We start from the raw sequence: 22,733 nt of genomic DNA on the forward strand, positions 1-22,733 counted from the left end.
AAATGATTACCCGGTTGGTCCGGGCCTCATTGATCTTCTCGTGCATTGATGACGAGGCTAACAAATGGTCGCAAGCCCGTAAAGCAATTGGAGTCGCGTAAACGCCGCATTTGCCTAATTTTGCGACACGTTCAGTTGTTTCATATGCCAGGCCAAACTCTGGTTGCTTGACAGGACAGGCTTACCGATCTGCGCTTCGATCCTTGGGATAGCCGTCAGTGTCCGAAGGTTCGTACAACTAAGGAATACGGCGTCGACTGTTGAATCTCTTCCCAGTCGCACGGCGGCATCGACCACGGAATCGGTTGAGATCCGCACAACTTTGGCTTCTTCGGATTCGCCGAAAGTGCCAAACACATCCATCGAGATGCCTTGTTCTGCAAACGCGCGTCGCAACGGAGTGTTTACTTCTTCAATGTAAGGCGACAGCAGTGCAAATTTTGAGACGCCCAAATGTCTCGCGCAGGCAGAGGCTGCCCGCAACGGGTTGGTGACGGTCGATGTATTACAGGACTGCATGACCATCTGCTCAACCCGATCCGAGCCGATAACCGAACTGGCTGACGTACATCCATAGCCAACAACTCGATAGGGCCGCGCCTTTGGCAGCAAATCAGCCGCTGCAGGCAAGTCGGTCTCCATCTGCGCCAGCGTGTCGGTGTTAACCTCGGCCCCGCTGGGAATGCGGCTGACATAAAGCGGGCTTTTGTCATCGATAAAAAGGCTACGAAACTCAGGTTCGATTGTCTCGTCAGTCTGTAAAACGATCAGCCCCATTGGTACGGCCGAGGGATCGTCAGGATCCAGTGTGTACGGCAACGTGCTCATATCTCGGCAATCTCCGGTCCTATCCGGGGGCTGAGGAATTCGGGCGCGCCTTCGGTTATCAGGATGTTTTCTTCGTGCACGAGAATTTTGCCATCGACCGCAATACCCGGTTCAAGCGTCAAAACCATTCCCGGTTGCAGTTCAGTATGATCATCGGGAATAAGCGAAGGCCATTCGGTCAACGACATTCCTAACCCGTGGCCCAGTCTCCCGGCATCGGTACCCGCGCTGCCATCGGTAAGTATTGTGTTCATCGTATGAAAAAGCTGAGAAGCCGTCACGCCTGGGCGGGCTTGATCAAACGCTGCATCCGAAGCCTCGACCAATCTGGCATGTGCTTCGCGTACCGCCTTGCTCGCTGGGCCGACGGACCAATTGCGATCATAGTCGCAAAAATAGCCATCGTGGACGAGGCCGGTGTCGAGCATCAGCACATCGCCTATACGAAGCGGGGTCTGTGTCGCGGGTGAGATTACATCCGAGTACCCGCCTTGCTCGGCCCCTCCGGCCAGATAGGGCACCCAGTCGGCACCCTCTTCAAGGCAGAGTCTCTGAAAGTTTCGAAATATCTGATCCAGCGGTGTCCCTGCTGAGGCAATCTCGGGCACTCGTGCAAAGGCGTGGGCACCAATCTGACAGGCAGTTCGAATCTTTGCGATCTCGGCGTCAGATTTCACCATCCGCAGCGCCCGCAGGATGCCATGGTCACCCGTAATTTGGCGCGCTCCAATTGCGGATTCGAGATGCCTTAGATCGGCCAGTGGCATCCTTACATGGGTCTCATGCCCGTCGGGGCAGCCGATTGAGGCGTTTTCAGGCGTCAACCCTCTCAGTGTATCGGCCAGCAGGGATACCCCATCATCTTCAAGGTCGGGTGCACTCCAGGTTCGAATGTCGTCGATCCATGTCTGTGCCATCAATGCAGCACCGATGGATGGGATTACTGCAACCGGCTTGCCAGAAATCGGAACGATCAGAAACCAAGGCCGCGTTGGGCTTTCCCAGAAACGGGTCAGATAACCTGTGAAATAGCGAAGCTGGGGCTCAGTCGTAAGCAACAGGGCCGATAGACCGGTTTCTTGCATCCGATGCTGGGCGCGCGCAACGCGGGTCGCGAATTCCTCTGGTGCGAAACCTCTCATGCAGGTTGCTCGCTCAAGATGCAGAGCACTTTGGAATTCGGTCCAATACCCAGTTCAATACGGATCGCGTCGTTCAGAACGGCCGCAATGCCAGCACCGCCCGAGGCGCTGGTTTCCAACCCGGCCTTCGCCATGGCCGGAAGCTGTGCTTCGACAGTGTCATCCTCGATTGTCACAAACAGATCGGCATCTCGGGCCAAGCCGTTCAAGGCGATCAGCGAGGGCTCTTTGCAATCCAGTCGCCCCATGATGCTGTCGGGCCCGTCAGCAAACACACAATGCCCCGCTTCGATACTGGCCTGCAGCGCCGGGGCAGAGGTTGGCTCGACAACAATGATCTGCGGAGCATCTCCCCAAACGACCCGCGCATAGGCAGCGACGGCTCCGGCCATGCCGCCAACACCGGCTTGCAAAAGAACGTGCGTTGGTGCCTCAGTACATTGCTCGGCGGCTTCGACCGCCATTTGCAGATACCCTTCCATCAGCAAGTACGGTAGTTCAGTATACCCCTCCCAGGAACTGTCCGAGAGCAAAGTCCAGCCATTGTCCTGCGCCGCCTGACTGGCTGCTTCCATGCTGGCGGCGTAATCCGCACCCGCCCGGACCACTTGTGCGTTTTGAGCGCGCAGGCGATCTGCAAAGCTTTCTGGAACTGTTTCTGCGATGTAGACAACTGCATCAGCTCCGAAAGTGCGCGCGCCCGCGGCCATGCTCATCCCGTGATTGCCCGCGCTTGCCGTAACATAGGTGCGCCCTTTGAGCGTGTTACCATCTGGCGTGACCGAGATGTCATTCGCTTCGCAGGCGATCACATAAGCCGCACCCAGCGCTTTGAACGATCCCAGGCCCATACGGCTTCGCTCATCTTTAACCCAGAGATTCGCGACGGGTGCCAGCGCCGATGCATTCACAAGGGGCGTTTCGACAAAGTCAGGGCAGAAGAATCGATGCCGGCCCAACCCATCTGTCTCTACGGAGGGATAAGGGGCCTGATCCGAAAGCTTAGAACCACCTCGAAACGGGTTACTGACTAGTTTCATTGCTCGCTCCCTGATCTTGTGTTGCGCCGACGTGAACGAATTGGCCGAAGGCTGTCAAGCTCGGCCTTGATTCAGCAGGATTGTGTTCGTGTTCTGCATGCATCCCTGGATCTGATGAATGAGTATCTTTTCAATCGTTTTGGTTGGTTGTAAGTGTCTGCACACGACATCGGCGCGGTGAGACAAAACTTCGACGATGATGTGCGGGCGTGATGGAATGGTAGACATATCGGACTTAAAATCCGAAGGCCTTAGTGCCGTGTGGGTTCGAGTCCCACCGCCCGCACCAGTACCCTGAAAATCAAGAGCTTGCTCCGTTGGATGTAACGGAAACGGAGCTTTTGTTGTTATGGATGTAAGGGTGCCAAAGGGCCTCTTTAAGAGGGGCAAGGGATACGCGGTCAGAGTCGCAGTACCCAACGAATATCAAGCTATCATCGGTAAGAAAGAGATCGTGCGGGGTCTCGGAACGCAGGACTTAGCTGAGGCTATGGTCAGGCGAAAAGAGGTCTTGCCAGAGATTCTGGCGTCGATAGGTGAGGGTGCAACGCCTGAACCTATAGTTAAGAAGGTCGCCCGACATAACCCGCAAGAGGGGACCACCATTAGGGACACTGGTCACCGCTGGCTGAGGGAAGCGGATGGTATCAAAGAGTCCACCAAAGCGCGGTATCGGCAGCATCTTGAGGGCTTCGAGGCTTACGCGGGGAACATCGAGGTCACGGAAATCAACAGGTCATTGGCTCTGTCTTTCATGGAGTATCTCAAGGTCACACCGTCAGAGCGGACTGGGGAACTTCTCTCAGCGCGATCCTTGCAATCCTATCAGTGCTGTCTCGCTTCTTACTGGCGTGTCTTGGATCATTGGGGATTGGTCGATCCTGATGTGCGTAATCCCTTTTCGTCGCTTCTGAGGCGCGTCGCAGGTCAGAAAAAGAAGGTAGACCCAAGAGAGAAGAAACTGCGCCCAGTAACACGAGAGGAAGCCGAAAGCCTGCTAACTTACATCGCTGACAACTCTGCACTCAAATACCAGTTCGAAATGTTCTTAACTGTTAGGTTGCTCTGGGTTACCGGATGCCGACTTAACGAAATCTGTGGGCGCTATCTCTCGGACATAGACGATAGGGGAAGCCACATTTGCATCAATATTTCTGAGGCTAAGACTGAGGCAGGGAAGCGGACTGCTATGATCGTCGGTGATGGTGATTGTGAATTGCTTAGAAAAGCCATCAAGCAGGCGGCCATTGTCGAACCATCTTGTCCTGAGAACGAAGGTCGGTTGTTCCCCCGGATTGCCTTGGGTGGCTACGACAAACAACCCAGTCACTATCTGGGGAAAGCTCTCGAACACGCTAGGAAAAGCCTTGAGGGCGACAATACCAAATGGGACATGCACTCATTCAGAAGGACCGCAGTGTCCGCTCTGGTGAACGCTGGTGTTGCACGTGAAGCCAGGAACCTTGCTATCGGTCACTCCAACAAGGACGACATTGGTATCAGCGTTTACGCCAAGAGGGCTGAGTTGGACAGCGTTATCAGAACTACCTTCGAAGCTCTCTATGAAGAACTCGGGGGAAGCCTTGGGTCGTCAACGCTTTAGCAATGGTTCTTTGAGTGGACCTTGAGAGGCTGGCGGTAAACCCGCTGGCCTCTTTTCATTGACAATTGGAGGGATGGCCAAGCGCCAAGGAAATCTCAGCGGACGCAGACGCGAGGACTACCCCCGTGACGAAGCAGGTAACCGCCCACCACTCAACATGAATTCCACCAACAAAAGCTTCTTCAACTTGTTGGTTCAGTTCTCGTATTTTTTCTTTCAGTTTTAGAACGTTGGTGGTGATTTTCTTGGAAAGCTCGTCGTTTTGTTGCCGTACGCTTTGTTGAAGTTCTGAAACCGCATTGTCTAGCGACTTAAAGTTATCCTCAAGCATCTGAACCCGGTGCGATAAATCAGCGTTTGGGCCAAGATGCACTGAGGCACGTCCTGTAGTGCTACTACTTACTGCAGCAACCCCTATTGCTTCTATAGTTACATTTCTGACTTTTCTCGAAGGGAAGCTGAGAAAATGCTTCTTTAGCTCCTGCCAGAATGATGGCTTACCGAATAGATTCTCAGAATTACGAAGCTGTATTGCGACTGCGCAGAAGCCAATAAGTTGAAGAAGCATTCCAAGCCATCGAATGTCGACCTCAGGGCATTTGAAGATCGTCAAAGGGGACTTCAGGAATAGAAAGAGTAGAAACGAGGCGACCAAAAGGAAGGCTAAGAATCTTAAAGCGAACCCGAGGTTCCTGAGGTATTGCCATAGTCTTGGGAGATACTCTCGCCATGATAGTCGACGCTCTTCAGCCTTGGATTGTCGCGCATCGTTTTCTGAGGGTTCAACCATAGGATCACCCTGAAACTTGAAGCTGCCGTAGGCAAGTCATCCTCGCTGATTTTCTACAAAAATCTGTGGAAGTATATATCGTTAGGTCCGCTCCGGGTTCCCCCGTGCCACTGGGTAGACAGCCGCCGCCAGTTGCACAGAATAGTATCCGATCATTCGGGAACGATGACCTCATAGCTCTTTCCTTCTGGGTAAGCCTGACGGTTACTTGTGCCTACTTTTCTTCAGGAGCGGAAACGCGACACTAGTCTCAAAGCTACATTTAGCCGCCTTGGCTTCACCGTTATCCCCTGTAGGTACTATCAACGAAGCAAAGGTAAATGACATTTACGGATGAATAGATTGAACGCGACTAAGATTAGAAGAAACCCTTGGTTAGGGTGGCTACTCCGTCTTCTTGGCCAACGCTATCATTCGATCGGAACAAGTGAATCCGGGATTTACTTAGAGGCAAGCAAGGCGAGAGCATTGAGATTTGAGGAGCTCTCCGGCGCATTAGAACTCACAAAAAGACTTGGTTTTACGGCCATTACTGTTCCCCTAAAAGCTCGTGCGGATCTGGTGGCAGTTGGATTTAACTCAACGCAAGCTGCTGGGTTTGTGTCGGAAGCGGAGGAGGCTCGGCGCAGGCATTTTACTCAAATGGTCGACGAATATGAGGGTGAGGTGAACGCTCTTGCCGCGGCGGTTGAGCGATTGCAGATTCCTAGACGTTACCCTGCGGCATGCCTTCTTGAGCCCTTTGTGAGTCGAGCGCGGAAGTTAGTTGAACTGTTGCCGGAGTCGATCCCGCCGAATGTCTTGCCAAAGGAGCAGCAGAAAAAGCTCGATCAAATATTCGAACTTGATGGATCTCCTAAAAAACTTCGCGCCCAAGCGATTGAGTTCTTCCTCGCTGAAGACCTGAAGGTGATGAAAACCTTCTTTGATACAATCGAGTCGAACCCTCTCACTCCGGAACAACGTCTCGCGGTCTCGACCGACGAAGACGCAACGATTGTTTTAGCCGGGGCAGGTTCTGGAAAAACCAGTGTCATTGTCGCAAAGGCGGCTTACCTAATTGACCGCCAGATCCGGAAACCCGAAGAAATCTTGCTCATGGCTTTCGGCAAAGATGCGGCTGCGGAAATGGCGATGCGCATTGAAGAAAGATCGGGTGCCAAGGTCGATTCAATGACCTTTCATGCGCTTGGCAACAGCATCATTCGTGATGCAGAACGTGGGAACCCTGCATTGGCGGCCCACGCAAGCGACGACAAACAATTCACAGCGCTTCTTCGAGACATTTTGTTGAACGACATTGTTCCGCAGTCGGGCTTAGGATCTTCTTTGCTAAAGTGGTTCTCAGAGTTCTACTGGCCACACAAAAGTGAATGGGATTTTGAGACAAAAGATGAGTATTACCAATACGTGGAAGCGCATGAGCTTCGTACCTTTCAAGGCGAATTGGTCAAGAGCTTTGAAGAATGGGAAATTGCCAACTGGTTATATCTGAACGGGATCGCATACGAGTACGAGCCAAGTTACGAACATGATCTATCCGAGAATACCCGAACTGCGTATACACCAGATTTCCGGCTAACTGAAAGCGGCATTTACATCGAACACTTTGGGGTTCGGAGAACTCAAAATGCGAGTGGGGCAACCCGACTAACCACCGCTCCCAACGTCAACCGTAAAGCTTATCTCGAAGGCATGGATTGGAAGAGGAAGGTACACGAAGAGCACGAGACGATACTCGTCGAAACATATAGCTACGAACGTGTTGAAGGCCGTCTGACTGACGCTCTTGAGGAAAAACTCGCTCCTTACGTCACACCGAACCCAATTCCACCAGAAAAAGTTTTTGATCAACTGATCGAGATGGGCCAGGTCGACGCATTTACCCAAACACTGGGGACATTTCTCCGACACTTTAAAAGCTCGGGAACCACAGCGAAGGATTGTCGAGATCGCGGAGAAAGGTCACGAGACAAAGCTCGTAGCTACGCGTTCCTTAAAATTTTTGAACCAGTTCTGGAAGCGTATGAGGCGAGATTGGCTGACAAGATCGACTTTGAAGATATGATTGTACGGGCGACAAAACATGTAGAGGCTGGTCGATACAAAAGCCCATACCGCCACCTTCTGGTAGATGAATTCCAGGACATTTCAGAGGGCAGGGCGAGACTTCTCAAAGCTCTCAAAGCTCAACATGAGGATGTTCGGATATTCGCTGTGGGCGACGATTGGCAGTCGATCTACCGGTTCACAGGTTCGGACATTCACCTGATGCGTGAATTTGGCGAGGAATTTGGGGGAGTATTCGCTGGTAAGTCTGGAGTGCACAGTTCAGTGGACTTGGGTCGAACCTTTCGCAGCATAGACAAAATAGCCTTGCCAGCAAGAGCGTTTGTACTCCAAAACCCGTCTCAAATCACAAAGCAAGTGATCCCTGCTGGCACTACAGAGTCTCCTGCAATTATGGTTGAACACTATAGTTGGGGGCAGGAGAGCGAGGTTCTGGATTCCGTGTTGAAGCGAATTGCTTCGAAGTCGGAAAGTGACAAGACGTCCGTCCTTTTGCTTGGACGTTACAACTTCTTGAAGCCTGATAATTTTCCACAATTGCAGGAGCGATATCCCAGACTTTCGCTCAAGTTCATGACGGTCCATCGCTCCAAAGGCCTAGAGGCGGACCATGTGATTGTCTTGAATGCGGTTTCGGACCAAATGGGATTTCCGTCTGAGATTGTTGATGATCCATTGTTGGACTTGGTACTTCCAAAACCAGAAGAGTTCGACCACGCTGAGGAAAGACGCTTATTCTACGTCGCTCTCACTAGGGCGAGGAAATCTGTCACAATATTAGCAGACCGCCAACGGCCGTCTGTATTCGCGCGTGAACTGCTTGAAAAGCCGGAATACGAAGTGGTCGAGCAAGGTGACGCAGAGGTCGCTCATCGTAAGTGCCATGCTTGTGGTGGCAGGATGTTGTTGCAAACTTCATCGAAAGGTATTTCCTATTTTCAGTGCGAGCATAGGAAGTTATGCGGAGAAACTCTGCGACCATGCAACGTGTGTGAGAAGGACGTACCTGTACAGGACAAGGTCAATCCTCGTAAGTTTGTTTGCAGTTGTGGGGCAACGTTTTCTGGTTGCCCAAAGTGCCTTGATGGGTGGCTCGTCAAGCGTAAAGGCAAGTGGGGAGCCTTTCTCGGATGCGTAAGGTATCCTGATTGCAAAGGGAGGAAATCGATCCCCAATAAAAAAGGTAAAACCGCAGGACCTTGAGAAAGCCGCCGAAGACTGGATGGATCAGCACTCAAAAGGCTTTGCGGTACTCAAGGGGCGTCAGGCGTTCTTTGAGAGGACACAGAGAAACCGTGAGAAGTCTGAGGCAGCTAGGGTGATTAATCTGAATTAACGCCAAGACCTTGGTTAACAGTTTGGGCGCACCTTCGACTGAGTGGGTGCGCCTATTACTTTGACCTTAAAAACCTTGTAGCCGCAAAATTTAGATATCAATGCCAAGTTTGGCGAAAAACGCTTTGTTTCTTGCCTTTGCTGACTGCAAAACGTCCGTGAAGGACGAAATCTCTATGAAGGTACGAAACTCTTCGTCCCATTTGTAGTAGCAGTTTGTTCCAGCCTTTTGGTGGAAAGGTCCGAGTTGGCGCATAACCTTTTGTAATGATGGAGTTACGTCTGCAATGATGTGGCACGTGAAAGGTGTATAATCGCTGACTTCTCTAAGGATTATCCCATCGTGTCGAATAGCGTTCCTTGCTTGCCGCATATCGTCGACATAGTTCCTGACTTGCGAAATCGGGTTGTCCGCTAAAGTGTAGTCATCACGTTTTGGTTTTTTGAACTCTACGATGGTTATCGGCTGAGAGGCGTCGTTGTTTTGGAAGCCTAAACCCAGATCAAAGAAGGAAATATCAGGGCGTTTCAGTGGGGCTTGAGGGGCTTCCACTTGAGATTTCATCTGCTTATCGGAGTTAAAGTAAGAATAAAACGCCAGTCGATCGTCTACAATCCAAAGATTGTGATCATCATAATTCAAATCGTCTGACGTGGACTGTAGTGGACAAACGATATCGTGGACTACCGATTCATACTCTGATTTTTGAGCGTCAGCATCGGTGTACCGTTGTGTTTCTTCGAAAACGTCGAGGATCAATTTCCTCTTCATTACATACTCAGCAAGCGATGAGATTGACTCTGATTGCAGACCGTTGACGAACTCCTTCGCCTTCTTTTCTATATCGGGTAATTCTTTCTTAACCGACGATTTGAAATTGTTCTTGCGTCGACGGTAATCACGATAGGACCGGCGAGACAATTCAAGGTATATGTCTTCTTCCCTTTGGGTCGACAGGTGTAGGTCGTTGGCTACCTTCTCAGGTTCGGCAGTCACCGTAAGAAACCTTGGGTGCTCCCTGCGAAGCGTCGACACTACTGCAATCTGTTTCTCGCGGATAACCTTGAGTTCCGGCTCCAGAAACTGTTTAGCAAGAACCTTTGCTTTATCGACAATGTTCTCGATATCCTCATCGGAGAGAGAAAAATCGGTACGTGTTTCGTTTACTGCTTGGTCTAATGCCGTGGATTCTACGTATCCAAGGAACGCGAATTTCCCACTAATAGCTTTAAGTCCAAAAACCCCATCCATATCAAACCTACGAACAGCACGACCATTGGCGCCAAGATAAAGCGCGTTCGTACTCTTCTCATCGTCGGAGATGGATTTAGGAAGTAAAAAGCAATGTAGGACAAAATCTTGGCTACCGGAATCAATCGAGAGTTCGAATTTGTAGTCCGTGTCCCGCTCGGTAGAGTCAGTGAACTGGTCGAACAAGTCGATCTCAATTTCACCATCTATTATTCGTATCCTCGGATGGCTGATGTTTATGAAGTAGCTGATAAAATGCGCCAAGACGCGGTTGGCGATAGTATCAGCCTTCTTCGGGATTGCACGGGCGTAGACGTCTTTGAAAGGATGTAAGTCGATTACCGTACCAATCTCTTCGGGAGCACCACCACTTGAACGCTTTTCGTTTTTAAGTGGGTCTTCTATGCAGAACTCAAACTCAACACGGTTCACAGAAGAATCTTCGAAGAACGCGCTGCTTACAAGAGCTCGATCAAGGACTTTCAGCCATAGAAGACGTCCCACGCCTTTTCCACCGATCAACGCTTTCTTTCGTGAGTCCATCTTTTGAAAGGACTCAATGTTTCTTTGCGTAAATCCGATGCCATTGTCTCGGATGCGGAAGCCAACGTATTCCTGTTCCGCATTCCTGATTATAGTTACATCTACGATCCCCTTACCAATCTCATCTTTTCCGAAACGATCCTCTATCGCGTGAATTGAGTTCATCACAGCTTCAAACAGAGGAAAGAGTGCGTTCTTGGGGTTTGGTGCTAGGGATATGTTGTTAATGCGGCCTTCGGGATCATTGTCCCACTTTGAAACAGGTTGGGTCATAAATGCTTGTGCTTCTTGTATTTAGGGTTGTGATCGATTTTCTCGAATCAACCAAAGACTAGCTGGCGATGTGTGAAGTCGACAACCTCAGTCAGTCCTCTAAATTCGTGTCACAGTGTCGCCCATCAGTGCGACTTTTTAGCGAAAAACCTGTGAGGGTATTATTGGTAAGCCCGCTCCGGGCTACCCCCGTACCCCCACAGTACACCGCCAGCAGAGCCGACCGTCCATCTAGGTCAACCGACAGCCAACCTTCGACCCGCTGTGAGGCAGGGCAGGGGTAATAAAGTCGTCATATAGCACAACACAAACACCCAATCCTTGGTGCTTCGGGTATCGTTACTCGTAGCAGTCTGTTTACTTTCAGTAACTTACGGTAATCTGTAAGTGCGGAGTGTACGGGTTTGGGTGATCCGATGGCTAACGACAGTCCATACCTATTAGATCAACACGACACTACATCTTGTGGTTTTATGATCGCTGTTCTGAATTGAGCGGATGCTCACAGAGCCGCTCAGGGAGTCACTGAGTCCACCTTCGGATTTCAGGTAGGTTGGGGCGGCTAAAGTCCCGTTGGACCCTGAGGGGCCTTCTGTGGACTCTGGTGCCCGTGGTGGACAGCCGTTGACCCACGTTCCCTATGGGGAAGCTCAGGGTCGAACCGGAGAGGTCTTTGTCGAGACCCACGATATCTGTGAAATCTCAGGTAAAGGCGGAAGCTACGGCATCTAAAAATGTGGTTAGGGGAGAGGTCTAAGGACTTCTCTCCGATACCGGATAATAAAGTCGTCATATGGAGTACAACACTTCCAACTGATCCGATCAGGTGCGAGTAGGGATACTCAAAGTGAACCTAGGAATTACAGTAGGTTACATTGAAAGCTGTCGGTCAGTGGTACGGATTTAGGGGAATAAACCCCTCATAAGGAGAATATACCTACCGTATAGAGTATTAACCCTCCCCATAGACCAGACTGGCCTCGTCATCGCTCGGGGCAATAAAGTTACCATATGGAATAAATAAACAATCCTCTCCGATACCGGATAATAAGGTTCCCATTAGGAGTACACATATCGTCGCCCCCGTTCTCGGGTGCGAACTCAGGTTTTTTCTGAACGGTACTCAACCTTATTCTTGCGAACCATTCGCAACCAATCCTCAAACACTTTTTCTTTGAACGCCAATTCTTTGGAGGCTTACTCATGTCCATTTACGAAGCCAGTTTCAAATCTGTCGATCCTATCACGAGTGACACAAAGCTTGACCGATTGTTAACCATGCGAGCCGGAAGCGCCGCTCAGGTCCAAGCCCACGTTGAAACCCTCGGCCTAACCCAAGGCAATCCCGGTGAACTGATCGTTTACCGCTTTTAATTCTCAAGAACTTTCAAGCACATGAATGCAATAATTGAACCTCTTGTGGAGGGTGAAAGCCCTTCACCTTCACACACCCTTTGCCCAGTTTGCGGGACGCTTTTCAAGTACCGTCGAAACAAGACCTATTGTTCCTCTCGGTGCCGCAAGACCGCTAGTAAACGCAAAGAACGTAGTCGACTACCGGCCAATGCAGCTAACAGCGCTGTCAAAGCAAGGCAGCAAGCAGATAAGTTAGACCTCGCTCTCCGCATGGCTGAGACGCTCTACACGATGCCCCCTGAAAAACGGCTAGGTTACATCGAAACTATTATTCAACTCGCTCGTAACGGCCATTGCCCACTCGTTCGAGATATTCTCACAACACCGCATCTCGTTAAGCCAGACCCCACAGATCGACGCCTCTTCTATCGCAAGCAACCCCGGTCCTACTGTACGATTTCTCAAGCGGCCAACAGATACACCTTATGTTCACCTTGGGGCTCGACAGTTGTCCAGGTGGTTCGCGGAATGGTTCCTGACCCACCCACCGGCGAGGTCTTTGAGAATGGCTCTGTCGATGATGGTCGAGGCTTCCTATCAGGACAAAAAAAGCGTCGACACCCTTTATAAGAGGAACAGGCGCAGAAAGCGTCGACACCCTTAATAAGGGAGAACAAACAGCCTCGCCCAATCGGCGGGGCTTTTCATTTCCACGGACAAAGGAATAGTAAAATGACAAAGACCCAAAAATTACTCACGCCTCAAAACCTTCTGCTGTTGCATCAGATGTTTGATACATCAGAGATCGAGAAGGGTATCCTATACTGGAAAGAACGCCCCAGAAGCCACTTCAAGAGTGAGCGACACCAACTCAGTTTCAATGGTCAATGGGTTGGTAAGAAAGTTGGTCGCAAAGCCACCCAAGCCGACCCTCGGGTAACCGTAAGAATAACACTTCCGAATAGAGGTGACACTCTAGTCTTGATGCATCGACTAATTTGGTTGCTCTACTTTGGTGAGACACCGCCCAAGATGATCGACCACATCAACCGTATCTGTTGGGACAATCGACCATCAAATTTGAGAGCAACGACGCCGAAGCAGAACTCCGAAAACAGTATTTACCATTCTTCTTGTCGTTCCTCAGGTTCCGTCTCTGAGTCCACAGAAGGCCGCTACAGGCTGGTATTTCAGCCACCAGAGGGGAAATCTTGGAACCTAGAGTTCGACTCTCAGTTGCTCGCTGCGTCGGCCATGAATTACCTCTCGTTTCTTTACGACGACAAGTGGCAACTAAAGGCTGATCAGGGCTCTTAAGATGGCCGACTACCTGACCATCTTCCTCACCCATTTCAACGAAGTTATTTTCTATGTCGGTCAACTGGAAAGGATGACCGAGCGAACGCCTAATGCAGAACAATTACCATGAACATCAAACAAAAAACGCAAGCACTCTGTGAATACTTCAACGACAAGCCTGATGGCGAATACCATCCGTTTACCGTGAGTTCAGAACTCGACATACCCACATTCGTGTGGCGGCGATACGCCAAACTTCATCTCTATCCGCAGGAATCCGAAGCTAGAAAAGCGCTCGCCAAAGTTGGCGTCACCATCCGTACACTTCCAGAGCCCAAGGAGGTCCGCGATGGAAAGCTCTACATCTCGACCTTTGTGAAAGAGATTATCTCTGGCGATGGCTAAACTACCTTTGTCTACGATCCCGGCAGGGGAACGGAGCGAGGCTTCCAGAGCGGCACTTAGGCAAAGGCGTATAGCCTATCAGAAAGAGAACCAAACCAAGACGTGCGCAATACAAGGTTGTGACAAACCTAGGCGTGGTGTCTCGTGCTATTGCCGGGGTCACTACCAACGAAATCGACGCTACGGCCACCCTACAGGACGATTGCCGACCCAAGGTGAACTCTGCGCCATCGAAGGCGCAATTAAGACTTGGCTTGAGAATGACTATCTCACCACCGACTTTGCCAAGCGCTCCTTTAAGTCCACTTGGGGTTCAGCCCAGCGCACCATAACCCACAACCCCGGCTTTGCTCTGCCGTTCTTTCGGCTAGAGGGAGACATGGGATACACCCAAAAGGCCAAAGCCTGGGTGATCCTCTCCAACTACGTCCACCGGAAAAAAACTCGCTCTCTGATGCAATGGTCCGGTACATGGCCAGTCGCCTCTGGTCAGAGTTTCTCTGGCAGATGCCAAACGGCAAAGGCGGGGCAGTCGAAGCGCGGAACCACTTTGTAAATACATGGGCCGGGAAGTTTGTGCTGGCCAACTCGGGGTTCACCAAGACCAAGACGGAAGAGAAGATCATCCGTTGGGAGAAGCCTTGGTATGTCTCGGATGATCCTATCCAAAACCGCCCTCGACCTATCACAGAACAGGTGACCACTAAGGTCACACTCAACCCCTTCAAGGCAGGACCCATTGTCCGAGCCATTGGAAAGGAACTCCATGCTGCTGTTGATCACGCGATGGGTAATGCATGGCAGTCCGACACTCGCCTTCTTGAGAAGGCTTACGAGGCCCTTGGCCTACCACAAGACAATTCTACGAACGAAAGAAATACTTAATGACACTCAATACTGACAACGCAGTTGCACCTACCTCCAACCTGATGAACACCGATGACCTTTCAACCTCGGTCCGGGATGTGACCGCAGAGAACCGAGCCAAGGGGCACTTCAACGAAGTATCGACTTACATCGAAGATCACGAATTCAACAACAACCTGAACGTTGTGATCCGTGATGGTTCTCGGGTTCACTCTGGGGGAGAACTCCGGTCCAACGATATCATTCGGATCAATGGTGTCGAAATGGAGGTTGATGTCGCGCGATCTATCGGAGCCCTCAAAGATGGGCAGGTGTCCACACCGCAGGATGATTTCTACCGCGATGCTGAGAACGCCCCAACGCCTGAGGCTGTCGATGATCGACCGGCAGAGGCTGTCTTGCTTGATGACCAACTGAAGTTGGCATTTGGTGAGGACAGCGGGAAGGTGCTCGAAGTTCTGGGCGGCGACATCGTTATGAATGGGGGGCTCAGCGAAAGAGGGCTTTCTTTTCTGAACTCAGAAATAGGCATGACGCCTCAGCGTTTCCAAGAGACTTACTCGGAGATGCAGCAAGTTGGCGGACAGATGATGCACCAATACCTTGAGACTGGTGATGGTCTGGGAATGGAGCGGATCGATTTCCTTGTCGATCTTGCAGAGACCGGAACGCGGGATCAACAGGCCAAGGTTCGGAACATTTGGTTTAAGGCTGCGACTGGGCAGTTGACCCGGGACCAGGCTGTGGACGCCTTTGATAGCCTGTGGGAGCCCTATGATGGCTGAGGACAGCATCAAGAACGCGACCCAGTGTGAACTCGAAGAACTCAATGGGCTTCTTGTTCGAGAACTGATTGCAAAGATTAAGGAAGGTACCGCCACCGGTACCGACCTTTCAACGGCGGCAAAGCTGATGAAGGAACATAAGGTGCAGCCGATTGACCCAAGGGTTCCGGCGACTTCCTACACCAGTCAGATGCCAGATGAAGATTTAGACTTCCCAGTAGACGTAGACGCATAGTCGAGTTGGTAGTTCGGCTCAGGGTGACGCAAACAAATGTCCGCTCTGAGCCGATTAGCGCCATAAATCCAGCTGAGGTGTTTTGCGCAAATAAACTCGTATCGAGGGACACTGACAACCGGTCAGGACGACTTTGCCTTTTGGATTCTAACTCTCGCAAAAGCCTCTATATATCTCAAAGTGCATCTCGCCGTCCGTCGGGGATCGAACAACCCGCATAATTAGACTTTTCCCATCATGCTCAATTGTAATCACTCGAAACCACGTTTCGTAGCCACTCTCGACAAAGGTGTTCAACGGTCCTTCTTGAAGCCGTTCGACGAAGCTGGTTGTACCAGCCCCATATCGAATAAGAAACTGACCGGTTTGATCTTCACTCAACACGTAAACAGGAAATGCCGAGTCCAGCTTTCGTGTCTCTTCGGTGGCCGGTTCGTCAAAAACGCACTGGTAGTTGATCGTGTAACTGGAAGCTGAGACCTCATCTCCCATGCCAAGCATGGCAAAGGCTAGTGCAACGCTTGGTCCAAACTTCAACATAACAAACGGGCTGCCCTCTTTCCAACAAGCGATCGTAATGAAGGTTCGACGATTTGACAATATCTTGTGATGCAACGTTTTCTTTGTCAGCACGGCCGGCCTTCGAGCCATCCTTGTTTTTGCCCCACGTCAATCTCGACGGGAAAGAGTGCCCATCCGATTTGCATTCATTTAATCAAGGAAGACCATGAAGAATCAATCTACAGCTGAAGGGTGCCCTCAGAGTCACTCAGTGAACTCAGAGCCGCCCAAAGCCACCTCAGACTCCCCACCTATCACGAAACGCCTAACGCCGCTCAGCGAGTCTCTCAGGGCTGCTCTGGATGCGCTGCCAGATGACGCTTTGTCGATCCTTGGTCCCGAACTGTTCGATCAGGCCAACAAGGAACTGAACAGGTGGCCGCAAAATCGAGAATTCAATAAACGATCTGGAATGTTGGCCAATGATATTGATGGCCGCATGCGGTTCTTCTACCGTGACGAGAAGAGTAAGGCGCACTACATGTATAAGAACATTGTCGGGCTGGTTTATCCTTGCTCGAAGTCTGAGACAGAGAAACGGCGGTTGAACCAAGCGTTTGAGGACAGTTGGGAGAATGGGGAACTTGAGTTCTTGGCGAGTGTGCCGGGGGAGGACTTGGAGTTGTATGAGGATACCTTGAGTAACCTGGGGTGATAAATTGATCGGTAGGTTCAACCTTGCGAACAAAAGCGGGTTTTGCTTTTTGGTTTGCTGAGTTTGTCCAATAATGCTGACTCATCTTTTAGAGACAAAAACAATCATGCCATCTGTCAATCAATACTGGCCTATCTACCGAAGGCTTGAACAAAGTGTAGACAACTTAACCCACAGCATCCACGTGTCTGATGATCAATTGGACGTATATTCGTCCGAAATTGCCGATTTGATCATTCGCATTGGGGCTGAAATAGAGGCAATATCAAAGTCTATATACCGCAGGGACTTCGATGAGCACGTGGCGGCCAATTCAAAATTTGATGATGTAGCGATCAAGCGTTTTGTTAGAGATTGGCAACTAGATAAGAAGGTCGCAATTCTGTCCCATCCCAACTGTTTTTGCAGCGATAAACTTTACCTCCCTTTTGTCAAGGATGCGATTAGAACCGGAAAGCAAACAAAAACGTTCTCATGGAACAACGCGTACCAAAATCTCAAACACAATCGAGAGGAAGCGTTCCATTTTGCCAGTTTGCGTCATCTGTTGGCTGGAATGGCTGCTTTGTACATCCTCAACCTCTACCACCGAGATGAGGTGATCGACCTAGAAGATGATCATAGTGCGGTTAGGCTTGACCCCGGACAGGGTTCTGAACTTTTTTCCGTTCAATTTTCAGCCGCAGCATACTGGGATGGAAGTCATGTAAGACAACCAAAAGAGGACTTTTCTCAGTCCGTTTACTTCATTGATCAAGAACCAGAATACGCGGAACAGATGAGGGAAGCTCTCGATAAGTTCAACGAAGCATACCAAAAAGAGATTATGGCTTCGCCGGAGGTTGTGGAAGCTATGAGACGCTTTACTCCTGAAAAGGCCAAGAACCCAAATTGGCTCCGAGAGTCTATTTCAAACAAAACTTATATGGCGTGTGCTCAACGAGCTCAACGCATAGCACCAATGCCTAAACTGACTGCTAAATATCAAGCATATATTAATCGCCATCAGGTACTCGACACACCGAGTCCAAGCTAACCCGATTGAGTGAGCTCCTGCGCAAATTCACATGTCTGTTCGTTCATTTGGCATGGGGCTCTATTCAGTTGTTCGATGCTCGATACCAAGGAGTGTCCTGCCACAAACCCTCACTCAGCTCGACGGTAAAAAAATGTAAGTTCAAAGCCGCAGTGTGGTCTTTGTCTCGGCAAGCTGAGTAATACTACGTTTCAACTCAACTCGAAAAAACTGAGTCAATCTGACTCACCCTTACATGTACGGGTTGACCAACCGGAATCTGTTACAGTAACAGTCGTGCTCGAACCAAAATCTTGGTTTGCGGAGCGACTTTCTTAGGTTTCTCAGGGATTACAATGGGTTAACCGCTAGTGACACGCGTGGTGACTTTCGGTGACGGATGACAAAGAAGGCTAAAGAAAAGGTGTAGAATTTCCCTATAGTATATTGATTTTAAATGATAAATCTCCATATCGGGATCGCAGCTTTCTTAGCCTAGGAGACTTAAAATCCGAAGGCCTTAGTGCCGTGTGGGTTCGAGTCCCACCGCCCGCACCAGTACCATCTCAGACAGGGAAACCCATTTGGGTGATCAATTTCCAGATATCCCTGTTGGCATTCGAGAGCTGAGTGACAACATCCTCGATTTCTTTCATTGCTTTGTCGTCGACTGTGTCTTCACGACCAAGTTTGATGTCAGTCTTGCGATCAGCAATGCGCATCAGGATGGTCTTTGGATTTCCGCTTTCCTGATCGAAAGAATAGATGCAGTGATTGTACTTGTTTCGAATAGAGGACAGGCGCGACAACCGCTGGGTGTGTTCGAGAATCGGATCGCGGATTTCAGGGGGGCGACCCTCCATCTTGGCGAGACGTTCGACCAGATCGATACGGGCACGTGTGGTGTTAAGCGTCAGGAATATGATGACCGCAACATCTTTATTGGCCCCGGTCAGACCTGCGATCAGGTGGATCAGCAGGCTTTCCGTGTTCGTCCACATATAGTTGAGCCGACCCACCAACAGAATGAGCCGGTCGAACCGGGTTTCGAATGCCTCATCCAACGGGCGCGTTGCGCGCTTCGTTCGGCGCGACCTCAAAGTAAAAATGCGCAGCTTCAGTCCGGTTGCTCACATCGATCTTGCCCGAGACATTGTGCATATGCAGTTTGACGGTGTGTTCGGTGATGCCCAGATTCGACGCAATGGTCTTGTTGCTCTTGCCTTGCGATACCAGCCTCAGGACTTGCTTTTCGCGGCGCGTCAGCTTTGAGTATCGCAACAGTTTGTCGGGCGACCGGGTTCTGGTTGCAGGCTGTTTTTCGATAGGTGTGCCTGGCGCACTTTGTGTTGCGGTCATGCTGTCGGCCAGAAAGCAGGGCAGGTGCAGCTCTTCGTGCATCAGAAGGCGCAATATTGCGCGCCAAACATCCGGCGCCACGTTCATTGGCAAATACCCGACACTGCCGAAACGGGTACGATCCCAGCGTTCGAACAGAACCCGGGCCGGACTTTTCTTGCGATAGGCGAAGGCCAGACATCCTGTCTCGGCGAGCCGGGAGTAATCAGCGGGCCGCGCCAACAGATCTTCGAGCATCATCTGATCCACGACAATGATGCGCTCGGAGGGAACAGAGTTCCCACTCTCAGCCAGCAGGTCGTCAAGGCTTTCATATCTTGATGCACGAACTCCGAATTCGCTTTGAACACTTCTCAGGGTTTGGTTCGAGTAGAACAGTTCCTTGCCGATAAAAATAATCGACAGCTCTTCGGGATATTCAATCTGATCACGGGCGTCTTCTTGCAATGAAATATTCATTGACTTTCCCCCCACTAATACAAACGCCGCCCTCTGAATCTTTAAATCGGGTACAGAGCTGGGTGGCGCGAAACATTAACTTTGAACTCAAATAGTACCTTATCATAGCTGAAAGTACGTGTTTCAGCAACCAAAGGCGGGTTCTGCAATACCGCTTACTAGAACCTTTGATCAGGTTCTTCGCATCTGGTTTTAGCGTAACTCTATGAAATATCAGGGTTAATAATCCTATATGTTTGCGCATGATTGTTTCCGGGTAAAATCTGGCGCGAAATAAGGCGAATTTCAAAAAAATATATATTAAACAGTGATTTGCAAAAAATAATGCTTTCGGCCAGCTATGCATACCCCTTTATCGCTGCGACCATTCCTAGGCTTCTATTTGTGAAGTGAACTTGAACCTGACGTGTCTGCGGTCCGCGTATTTCAGCGAATTTCTCGTGGTCATGGAATCGGCTTAGCCGAGAAAGGGGGCAAACCAAACAGAAGACTTTCACTGCCGCGCGAGTGTCCAGTTTGACACCTTGTGCGCGTACTCTGTTTTCAACCGCGCCTGTAGCCGCTTTGTAGATGAATGGCGGCCCGGTGCTTCAGTAAAAGTGGAAAATTTTATGAGACGCCAACCCAACCAAACAACAACCGTGACCACAATTGATGACGTCCAAATCGATAATCTGGACGCCGATTTCGAAACAGATATAGCGGTAGACGAAGCCTATATCGAAGCTGACATCAACGCTCAGAAGCAAAAGCAAGATCAGGACGTTGAAAACTCTGCGAACAACTCTGATTCACAAGGACAAGATCAGTCACAGCGTTCTAAAAATGATAACGACAATGACAACGCGCAAGATCAGGATCAAAATCAGAAGCAGCAGCAGCAAAACACCAATGGTGGTGAAGACAATAATGATAATGACAACTCTAACAATAATGCGGTCAACATTGACTTCGGTGGCGGCGAATGGATTCCCCGCGATGACGATCAGGTAGACTTGGATCTGGGCGACAACGCCAGCGTTGGTGATGTAATCACCGCCGGTCGCGACCTGAATTATGATCCCGGTGATGATCTGAACCTTGATATTTCGCTGGATGGTCCTGGCAACGATATGTCGTCGATCAACAATCAGCTGGCAAGCTTGGAAGACAACGATCAGTTGGATAATGCCGAAGTTGGTAACTACGGAGAATTCAAGCAAAACGGTGATGCCAATGGTGGCGAAGCCAACGCTGCGGAAGGTATTAGTTCCAATGCAAATGGTGCAGCTTCCGGAAAAGGCGGAACCAGTTATGGCGGTGAAGCTGTAGGCGGCAAGACCATTGGTAGCGACGCTTACGGTGAAGGCGGAGACACTGGTGACGCTGATGCCCATGCCAAAGGTGGTAGCGGTGGCGATTCAGGTAATGCTGACAATGCAAGCACCGGCAAAGCCAAATCCAATTCGAACGCTGATGGTGAGAGCATTGGCGGGTACGGTGGTGACAGCACCAGCGACTCGAATGCTGACAACAACACCGACAGCGATAACACGACTGATGGCGAAGGCGGAGATGGCGGCTATGCCGATTCCGAAGGTGTAGGCAAAGGCTATGGTAAGGCGTACAGCGAGTCCGATGCCGATGCTGACGGTGGTGATGCTGACTCAGAGTCCAGCGCCAAAGGCAAGGGTGTAGCGGATAACGACGCAGATGCATCTGGTGCAGATGGTGGCGACGGCGACTCGAATGCGGATGGCAACGCTGATAACGACAGCGACAACAACACCGACGCCAACGACAATGACGGCGGTGACAACACAGCTGACGGAACAGGAACTGGTACTACCGATAGCGACGCTTCAGGCGACGGCGGCGATGGCTCGGGTGGATTCTCGCGCCTAGTCGAAGAAGCAATCGCGCGCCTCCAGCAGGAAATCTCTGAAAGCGGCCGTGGTGATGCAGATGCCGACACCGGTAATTCCAGAGCTGATTCTGGCAGTGGTTCATCCACCGGTGGAGACGGAGACGGCGGAGACAACAACGGAAGTTCAGCAGCTGATGCCGATGTTCAAGGTTTAGGTGATCAAGACGCTGAAGGCCCAAGTGTCGATCAGACATCTGGTGATGTTGACGGATCGGCTGCCAACGCAAGTGATGCGGACGCTGATGGTGGTGATGGTGGTTCGAACGCTGCCAACGGTTCCGGTGATGGCACGGGCACAGGTACTTCAACGGCTGATGGTGATGGTGGTGCAGGTGGAACTGGTTCTGCTGCATCGGATTCAAACGCCAGTGCTGCTGGATCTGGTGCTTCCGAGGCCACAGGTGGTCTGGGTGGTGCATCAGATGTATTCTCAGAGACCGACACTGATGGTTCTGCAGATAGCCTCGCTGAGGCGATTGCCGGATACGGCGGTGCATCTGCATCGGACAATGACTCGGATTCGTCCGCAACGGGCAATGCCACTGGTACCGCATACAGCGGTGATGGCGGTGCAGGTGCTGCTGGTACTGCAGCAGGTGGAACTAGCGGCGCGTCAATGGTTGACGTCATGTCTGGTGACACAATGGGCGGCAACACGACAGGCGGAAGCGCAGCCGGTGCCTATTCGGGTGACGGCGGTGCCGGAGGCCATGGCGGTGATTGGGGTTCGAATAACGGTGGCGATGGCATCGTGACCGGTGAATCCTACGCCTCGGCCGCTGCCGTAGTCGATACGAACGCCTTCAACCAATCGATCGTACAGGGTGCCAATGTGCTAGGTAACTCAGTCGATACGACCATGGTTGGTGGTTCGATGACCTCGTCCTACGCAAGCGACGACACTGACGTCTAAGACAAAAAATCGGGGGCCGCATTATCGGCCCCCGTTCAATGA

The 22,733-nt window shown here is 50.8% G+C and carries 19 protein-coding genes and 1 tRNA gene; 12 read left to right on the plus strand and 8 right to left on the minus strand.

What is annotated here, in order from left to right:
- Positions 1 to 114 precede the first annotated feature (114 nt).
- Genes AC1DFB_RS03335 through AC1DFB_RS03345 form a run of 3 tightly spaced genes read right to left on the minus strand, consistent with a single transcriptional unit; the run spans position 115 to position 3,010 of the window.
- On the minus strand, positions 115 to 828 hold the full coding sequence (locus AC1DFB_RS03335) for a maleate cis-trans isomerase family protein (protein ID WP_480922118.1): 714 nt from the start codon (positions 826 to 828) through the stop codon (positions 115 to 117).
- On the minus strand, positions 825 to 1,970 hold the full coding sequence (locus tag AC1DFB_RS03340) for a M24 family metallopeptidase (RefSeq protein WP_480922119.1): 1,146 nt from the start codon (positions 1,968 to 1,970) through the stop codon (positions 825 to 827). The genes AC1DFB_RS03335 and AC1DFB_RS03340 overlap by 4 nt, the downstream gene beginning before the upstream one ends.
- Positions 1,967 to 3,010: a pyridoxal-phosphate dependent enzyme gene (locus tag AC1DFB_RS03345; protein WP_480922120.1), complete on the minus strand. Its 1,044-nt coding sequence runs from the start codon at positions 3,008 to 3,010 to the stop codon at positions 1,967 to 1,969. The genes AC1DFB_RS03340 and AC1DFB_RS03345 overlap by 4 nt, the downstream gene beginning before the upstream one ends.
- 203 nt (positions 3,011 to 3,213) lie before the next feature.
- On the opposite strand from AC1DFB_RS03345, the gene AC1DFB_RS03350 reads away from it, so the two are divergent.
- Together AC1DFB_RS03350 and AC1DFB_RS03355 are read left to right on the plus strand one after the other, a co-directional pair.
- Positions 3,214 to 3,299 (plus strand) — tRNA-Leu (locus tag AC1DFB_RS03350).
- 60 nt (positions 3,300 to 3,359) lie between these two features.
- Positions 3,360 to 4,613 carry a tyrosine-type recombinase/integrase gene (locus tag AC1DFB_RS03355; protein WP_480922121.1) on the plus strand — a complete coding sequence of 418 codons (1,254 nt, stop codon included), beginning with the start codon at positions 3,360 to 3,362 and terminating at the stop codon, positions 4,611 to 4,613.
- 55 nt (positions 4,614 to 4,668) lie between these two features.
- Here the strand turns inward: AC1DFB_RS03355 and AC1DFB_RS03360 are convergent, their stop codons facing one another.
- Complete coding sequence (locus tag AC1DFB_RS03360; protein ID WP_480922122.1) at positions 4,669 to 5,403, minus strand: hypothetical protein; 735 nt, start codon at positions 5,401 to 5,403, stop codon at positions 4,669 to 4,671.
- 342 nt (positions 5,404 to 5,745) lie between these two features.
- Between AC1DFB_RS03360 and AC1DFB_RS03365 the strand changes: the two genes are divergently transcribed.
- On the plus strand, positions 5,746 to 8,676 hold the full coding sequence (locus tag AC1DFB_RS03365; protein ID WP_480922123.1) for a UvrD-helicase domain-containing protein: 2,931 nt from the start codon (positions 5,746 to 5,748) through the stop codon (positions 8,674 to 8,676).
- Positions 8,677 to 8,899: 223 nt separating this feature from the next.
- On the opposite strand, the gene AC1DFB_RS03370 is transcribed toward AC1DFB_RS03365, so the two are convergent.
- The gene (locus tag AC1DFB_RS03370; RefSeq protein ID WP_480922124.1) at positions 8,900 to 10,876 is read right to left on the minus strand and encodes an ATP-binding protein; all 1,977 of its coding nucleotides are present in this window, start codon (positions 10,874 to 10,876) and stop codon (positions 8,900 to 8,902) included.
- Between the two features lie 594 nt (positions 10,877 to 11,470).
- Here AC1DFB_RS03370 and AC1DFB_RS03375 point away from each other — a divergent pair.
- From AC1DFB_RS03375 to AC1DFB_RS03400, 6 genes are all read left to right on the plus strand, one after another.
- A complete protein-coding gene (locus AC1DFB_RS03375) occupies positions 11,471 to 11,608 on the plus strand; it encodes a hypothetical protein (protein WP_480922125.1) in 138 nt (45 codons plus the stop codon).
- 1,356 nt (positions 11,609 to 12,964) lie between these two features.
- Positions 12,965 to 13,549 carry an HNH endonuclease signature motif containing protein gene (locus AC1DFB_RS03380; RefSeq protein ID WP_480922126.1) on the plus strand — a complete coding sequence of 195 codons (585 nt, stop codon included), beginning with the start codon at positions 12,965 to 12,967 and terminating at the stop codon, positions 13,547 to 13,549.
- A 108-nt stretch (positions 13,550 to 13,657) separates the two neighbouring features.
- On the plus strand, positions 13,658 to 13,936 hold the full coding sequence (locus AC1DFB_RS03385; RefSeq protein ID WP_480922127.1) for a hypothetical protein: 279 nt from the start codon (positions 13,658 to 13,660) through the stop codon (positions 13,934 to 13,936).
- Between the two features lie 471 nt (positions 13,937 to 14,407).
- Positions 14,408 to 14,821: a hypothetical protein gene (locus AC1DFB_RS03390; RefSeq protein ID WP_480922128.1), complete on the plus strand. Its 414-nt coding sequence runs from the start codon at positions 14,408 to 14,410 to the stop codon at positions 14,819 to 14,821.
- Positions 14,821 to 15,588, plus strand: a complete 768-nt coding sequence (locus AC1DFB_RS03395; protein ID WP_480922129.1) for a hypothetical protein — start codon at positions 14,821 to 14,823, stop codon at positions 15,586 to 15,588. Before AC1DFB_RS03390 ends, AC1DFB_RS03395 begins: the two co-directional genes overlap by 1 nt.
- Positions 15,581 to 15,823 carry a hypothetical protein gene (locus tag AC1DFB_RS03400; RefSeq protein ID WP_480922130.1) on the plus strand — a complete coding sequence of 81 codons (243 nt, stop codon included), beginning with the start codon at positions 15,581 to 15,583 and terminating at the stop codon, positions 15,821 to 15,823. Before AC1DFB_RS03395 ends, AC1DFB_RS03400 begins: the two co-directional genes overlap by 8 nt.
- A gap of 147 nt (positions 15,824 to 15,970) precedes the next feature.
- Here the strand turns inward: AC1DFB_RS03400 and AC1DFB_RS03405 are convergent, their stop codons facing one another.
- Entirely contained in the window at positions 15,971 to 16,456 is a 486-nt protein-coding gene (locus AC1DFB_RS03405; protein WP_480922131.1) for a hypothetical protein, read from the minus strand.
- 139 nt (positions 16,457 to 16,595) lie between these two features.
- Between AC1DFB_RS03405 and AC1DFB_RS03410 the strand changes: the two genes are divergently transcribed.
- On the plus strand, positions 16,596 to 17,039 hold the full coding sequence (locus AC1DFB_RS03410) for a hypothetical protein (RefSeq protein ID WP_480922132.1): 444 nt from the start codon (positions 16,596 to 16,598) through the stop codon (positions 17,037 to 17,039).
- Between the two features lie 73 nt (positions 17,040 to 17,112).
- Positions 17,113 to 18,075, plus strand: a complete 963-nt coding sequence (locus AC1DFB_RS03415; protein ID WP_480922133.1) for a hypothetical protein — start codon at positions 17,113 to 17,115, stop codon at positions 18,073 to 18,075.
- Between the two features lie 545 nt (positions 18,076 to 18,620).
- Here the strand turns inward: AC1DFB_RS03415 and AC1DFB_RS03420 are convergent.
- On the minus strand, positions 18,621 to 19,118 hold the full coding sequence (locus tag AC1DFB_RS03420; RefSeq protein ID WP_480761130.1) for a hypothetical protein: 498 nt from the start codon (positions 19,116 to 19,118) through the stop codon (positions 18,621 to 18,623).
- The gene (locus AC1DFB_RS03425; RefSeq protein ID WP_170401338.1) at positions 19,111 to 19,872 is read right to left on the minus strand and encodes a helix-turn-helix transcriptional regulator; all 762 of its coding nucleotides are present in this window, start codon (positions 19,870 to 19,872) and stop codon (positions 19,111 to 19,113) included. The genes AC1DFB_RS03420 and AC1DFB_RS03425 overlap by 8 nt, the downstream gene beginning before the upstream one ends.
- 611 nt (positions 19,873 to 20,483) lie before the next feature.
- Between AC1DFB_RS03425 and AC1DFB_RS03430 the strand changes: the two genes are divergently transcribed.
- Positions 20,484 to 22,691, plus strand: a complete 2,208-nt coding sequence (locus AC1DFB_RS03430) for an MSCRAMM family adhesin (RefSeq protein ID WP_170401336.1) — start codon at positions 20,484 to 20,486, stop codon at positions 22,689 to 22,691.
- The last annotated feature ends 42 nt before the right edge of the window (positions 22,692 to 22,733 follow it).

The organism is Ruegeria sp. S84, assembly GCF_056583445.1.

Excerpts from the sequence above, each read along its gene's own strand:
- AC1DFB_RS03425 (WP_170401338.1), bottom strand. The coding sequence starts at position 19,872 with ATGAATATTTCATTGCAAGAAGACGCCCGTGATCAGATTGAATATCCC.
- AC1DFB_RS03430 (WP_170401336.1), top strand. The coding sequence starts at position 20,484 with ATGAGACGCCAACCCAACCAAACAACAACCGTGACCACAATTGATGAC.
- AC1DFB_RS03360 (WP_480922122.1), bottom strand. The coding sequence starts at position 5,403 with ATGGTTGAACCCTCAGAAAACGATGCGCGACAATCCAAGGCTGAAGAG.
- AC1DFB_RS03415 (WP_480922133.1), top strand. The coding sequence starts at position 17,113 with ATGCTGACTCATCTTTTAGAGACAAAAACAATCATGCCATCTGTCAAT.
- AC1DFB_RS03395 (WP_480922129.1), top strand. The coding sequence starts at position 14,821 with ATGACACTCAATACTGACAACGCAGTTGCACCTACCTCCAACCTGATG.
- AC1DFB_RS03340 (WP_480922119.1), bottom strand. The coding sequence starts at position 1,970 with ATGAGAGGTTTCGCACCAGAGGAATTCGCGACCCGCGTTGCGCGCGCC.
- AC1DFB_RS03370 (WP_480922124.1), bottom strand. The coding sequence starts at position 10,876 with ATGACCCAACCTGTTTCAAAGTGGGACAATGATCCCGAAGGCCGCATT.
- AC1DFB_RS03390 (WP_480922128.1), top strand. The coding sequence starts at position 14,408 with ATGGCCAGTCGCCTCTGGTCAGAGTTTCTCTGGCAGATGCCAAACGGC.
- AC1DFB_RS03345 (WP_480922120.1), bottom strand. The coding sequence starts at position 3,010 with ATGAAACTAGTCAGTAACCCGTTTCGAGGTGGTTCTAAGCTTTCGGAT.
- AC1DFB_RS03355 (WP_480922121.1), top strand. The coding sequence starts at position 3,360 with ATGGATGTAAGGGTGCCAAAGGGCCTCTTTAAGAGGGGCAAGGGATAC.
- AC1DFB_RS03385 (WP_480922127.1), top strand. The coding sequence starts at position 13,658 with ATGAACATCAAACAAAAAACGCAAGCACTCTGTGAATACTTCAACGAC.
- AC1DFB_RS03400 (WP_480922130.1), top strand. The coding sequence starts at position 15,581 with ATGGCTGAGGACAGCATCAAGAACGCGACCCAGTGTGAACTCGAAGAA.
- AC1DFB_RS03335 (WP_480922118.1), bottom strand. The coding sequence starts at position 828 with ATGAGCACGTTGCCGTACACACTGGATCCTGACGATCCCTCGGCCGTA.
- AC1DFB_RS03380 (WP_480922126.1), top strand. The coding sequence starts at position 12,965 with ATGACAAAGACCCAAAAATTACTCACGCCTCAAAACCTTCTGCTGTTG.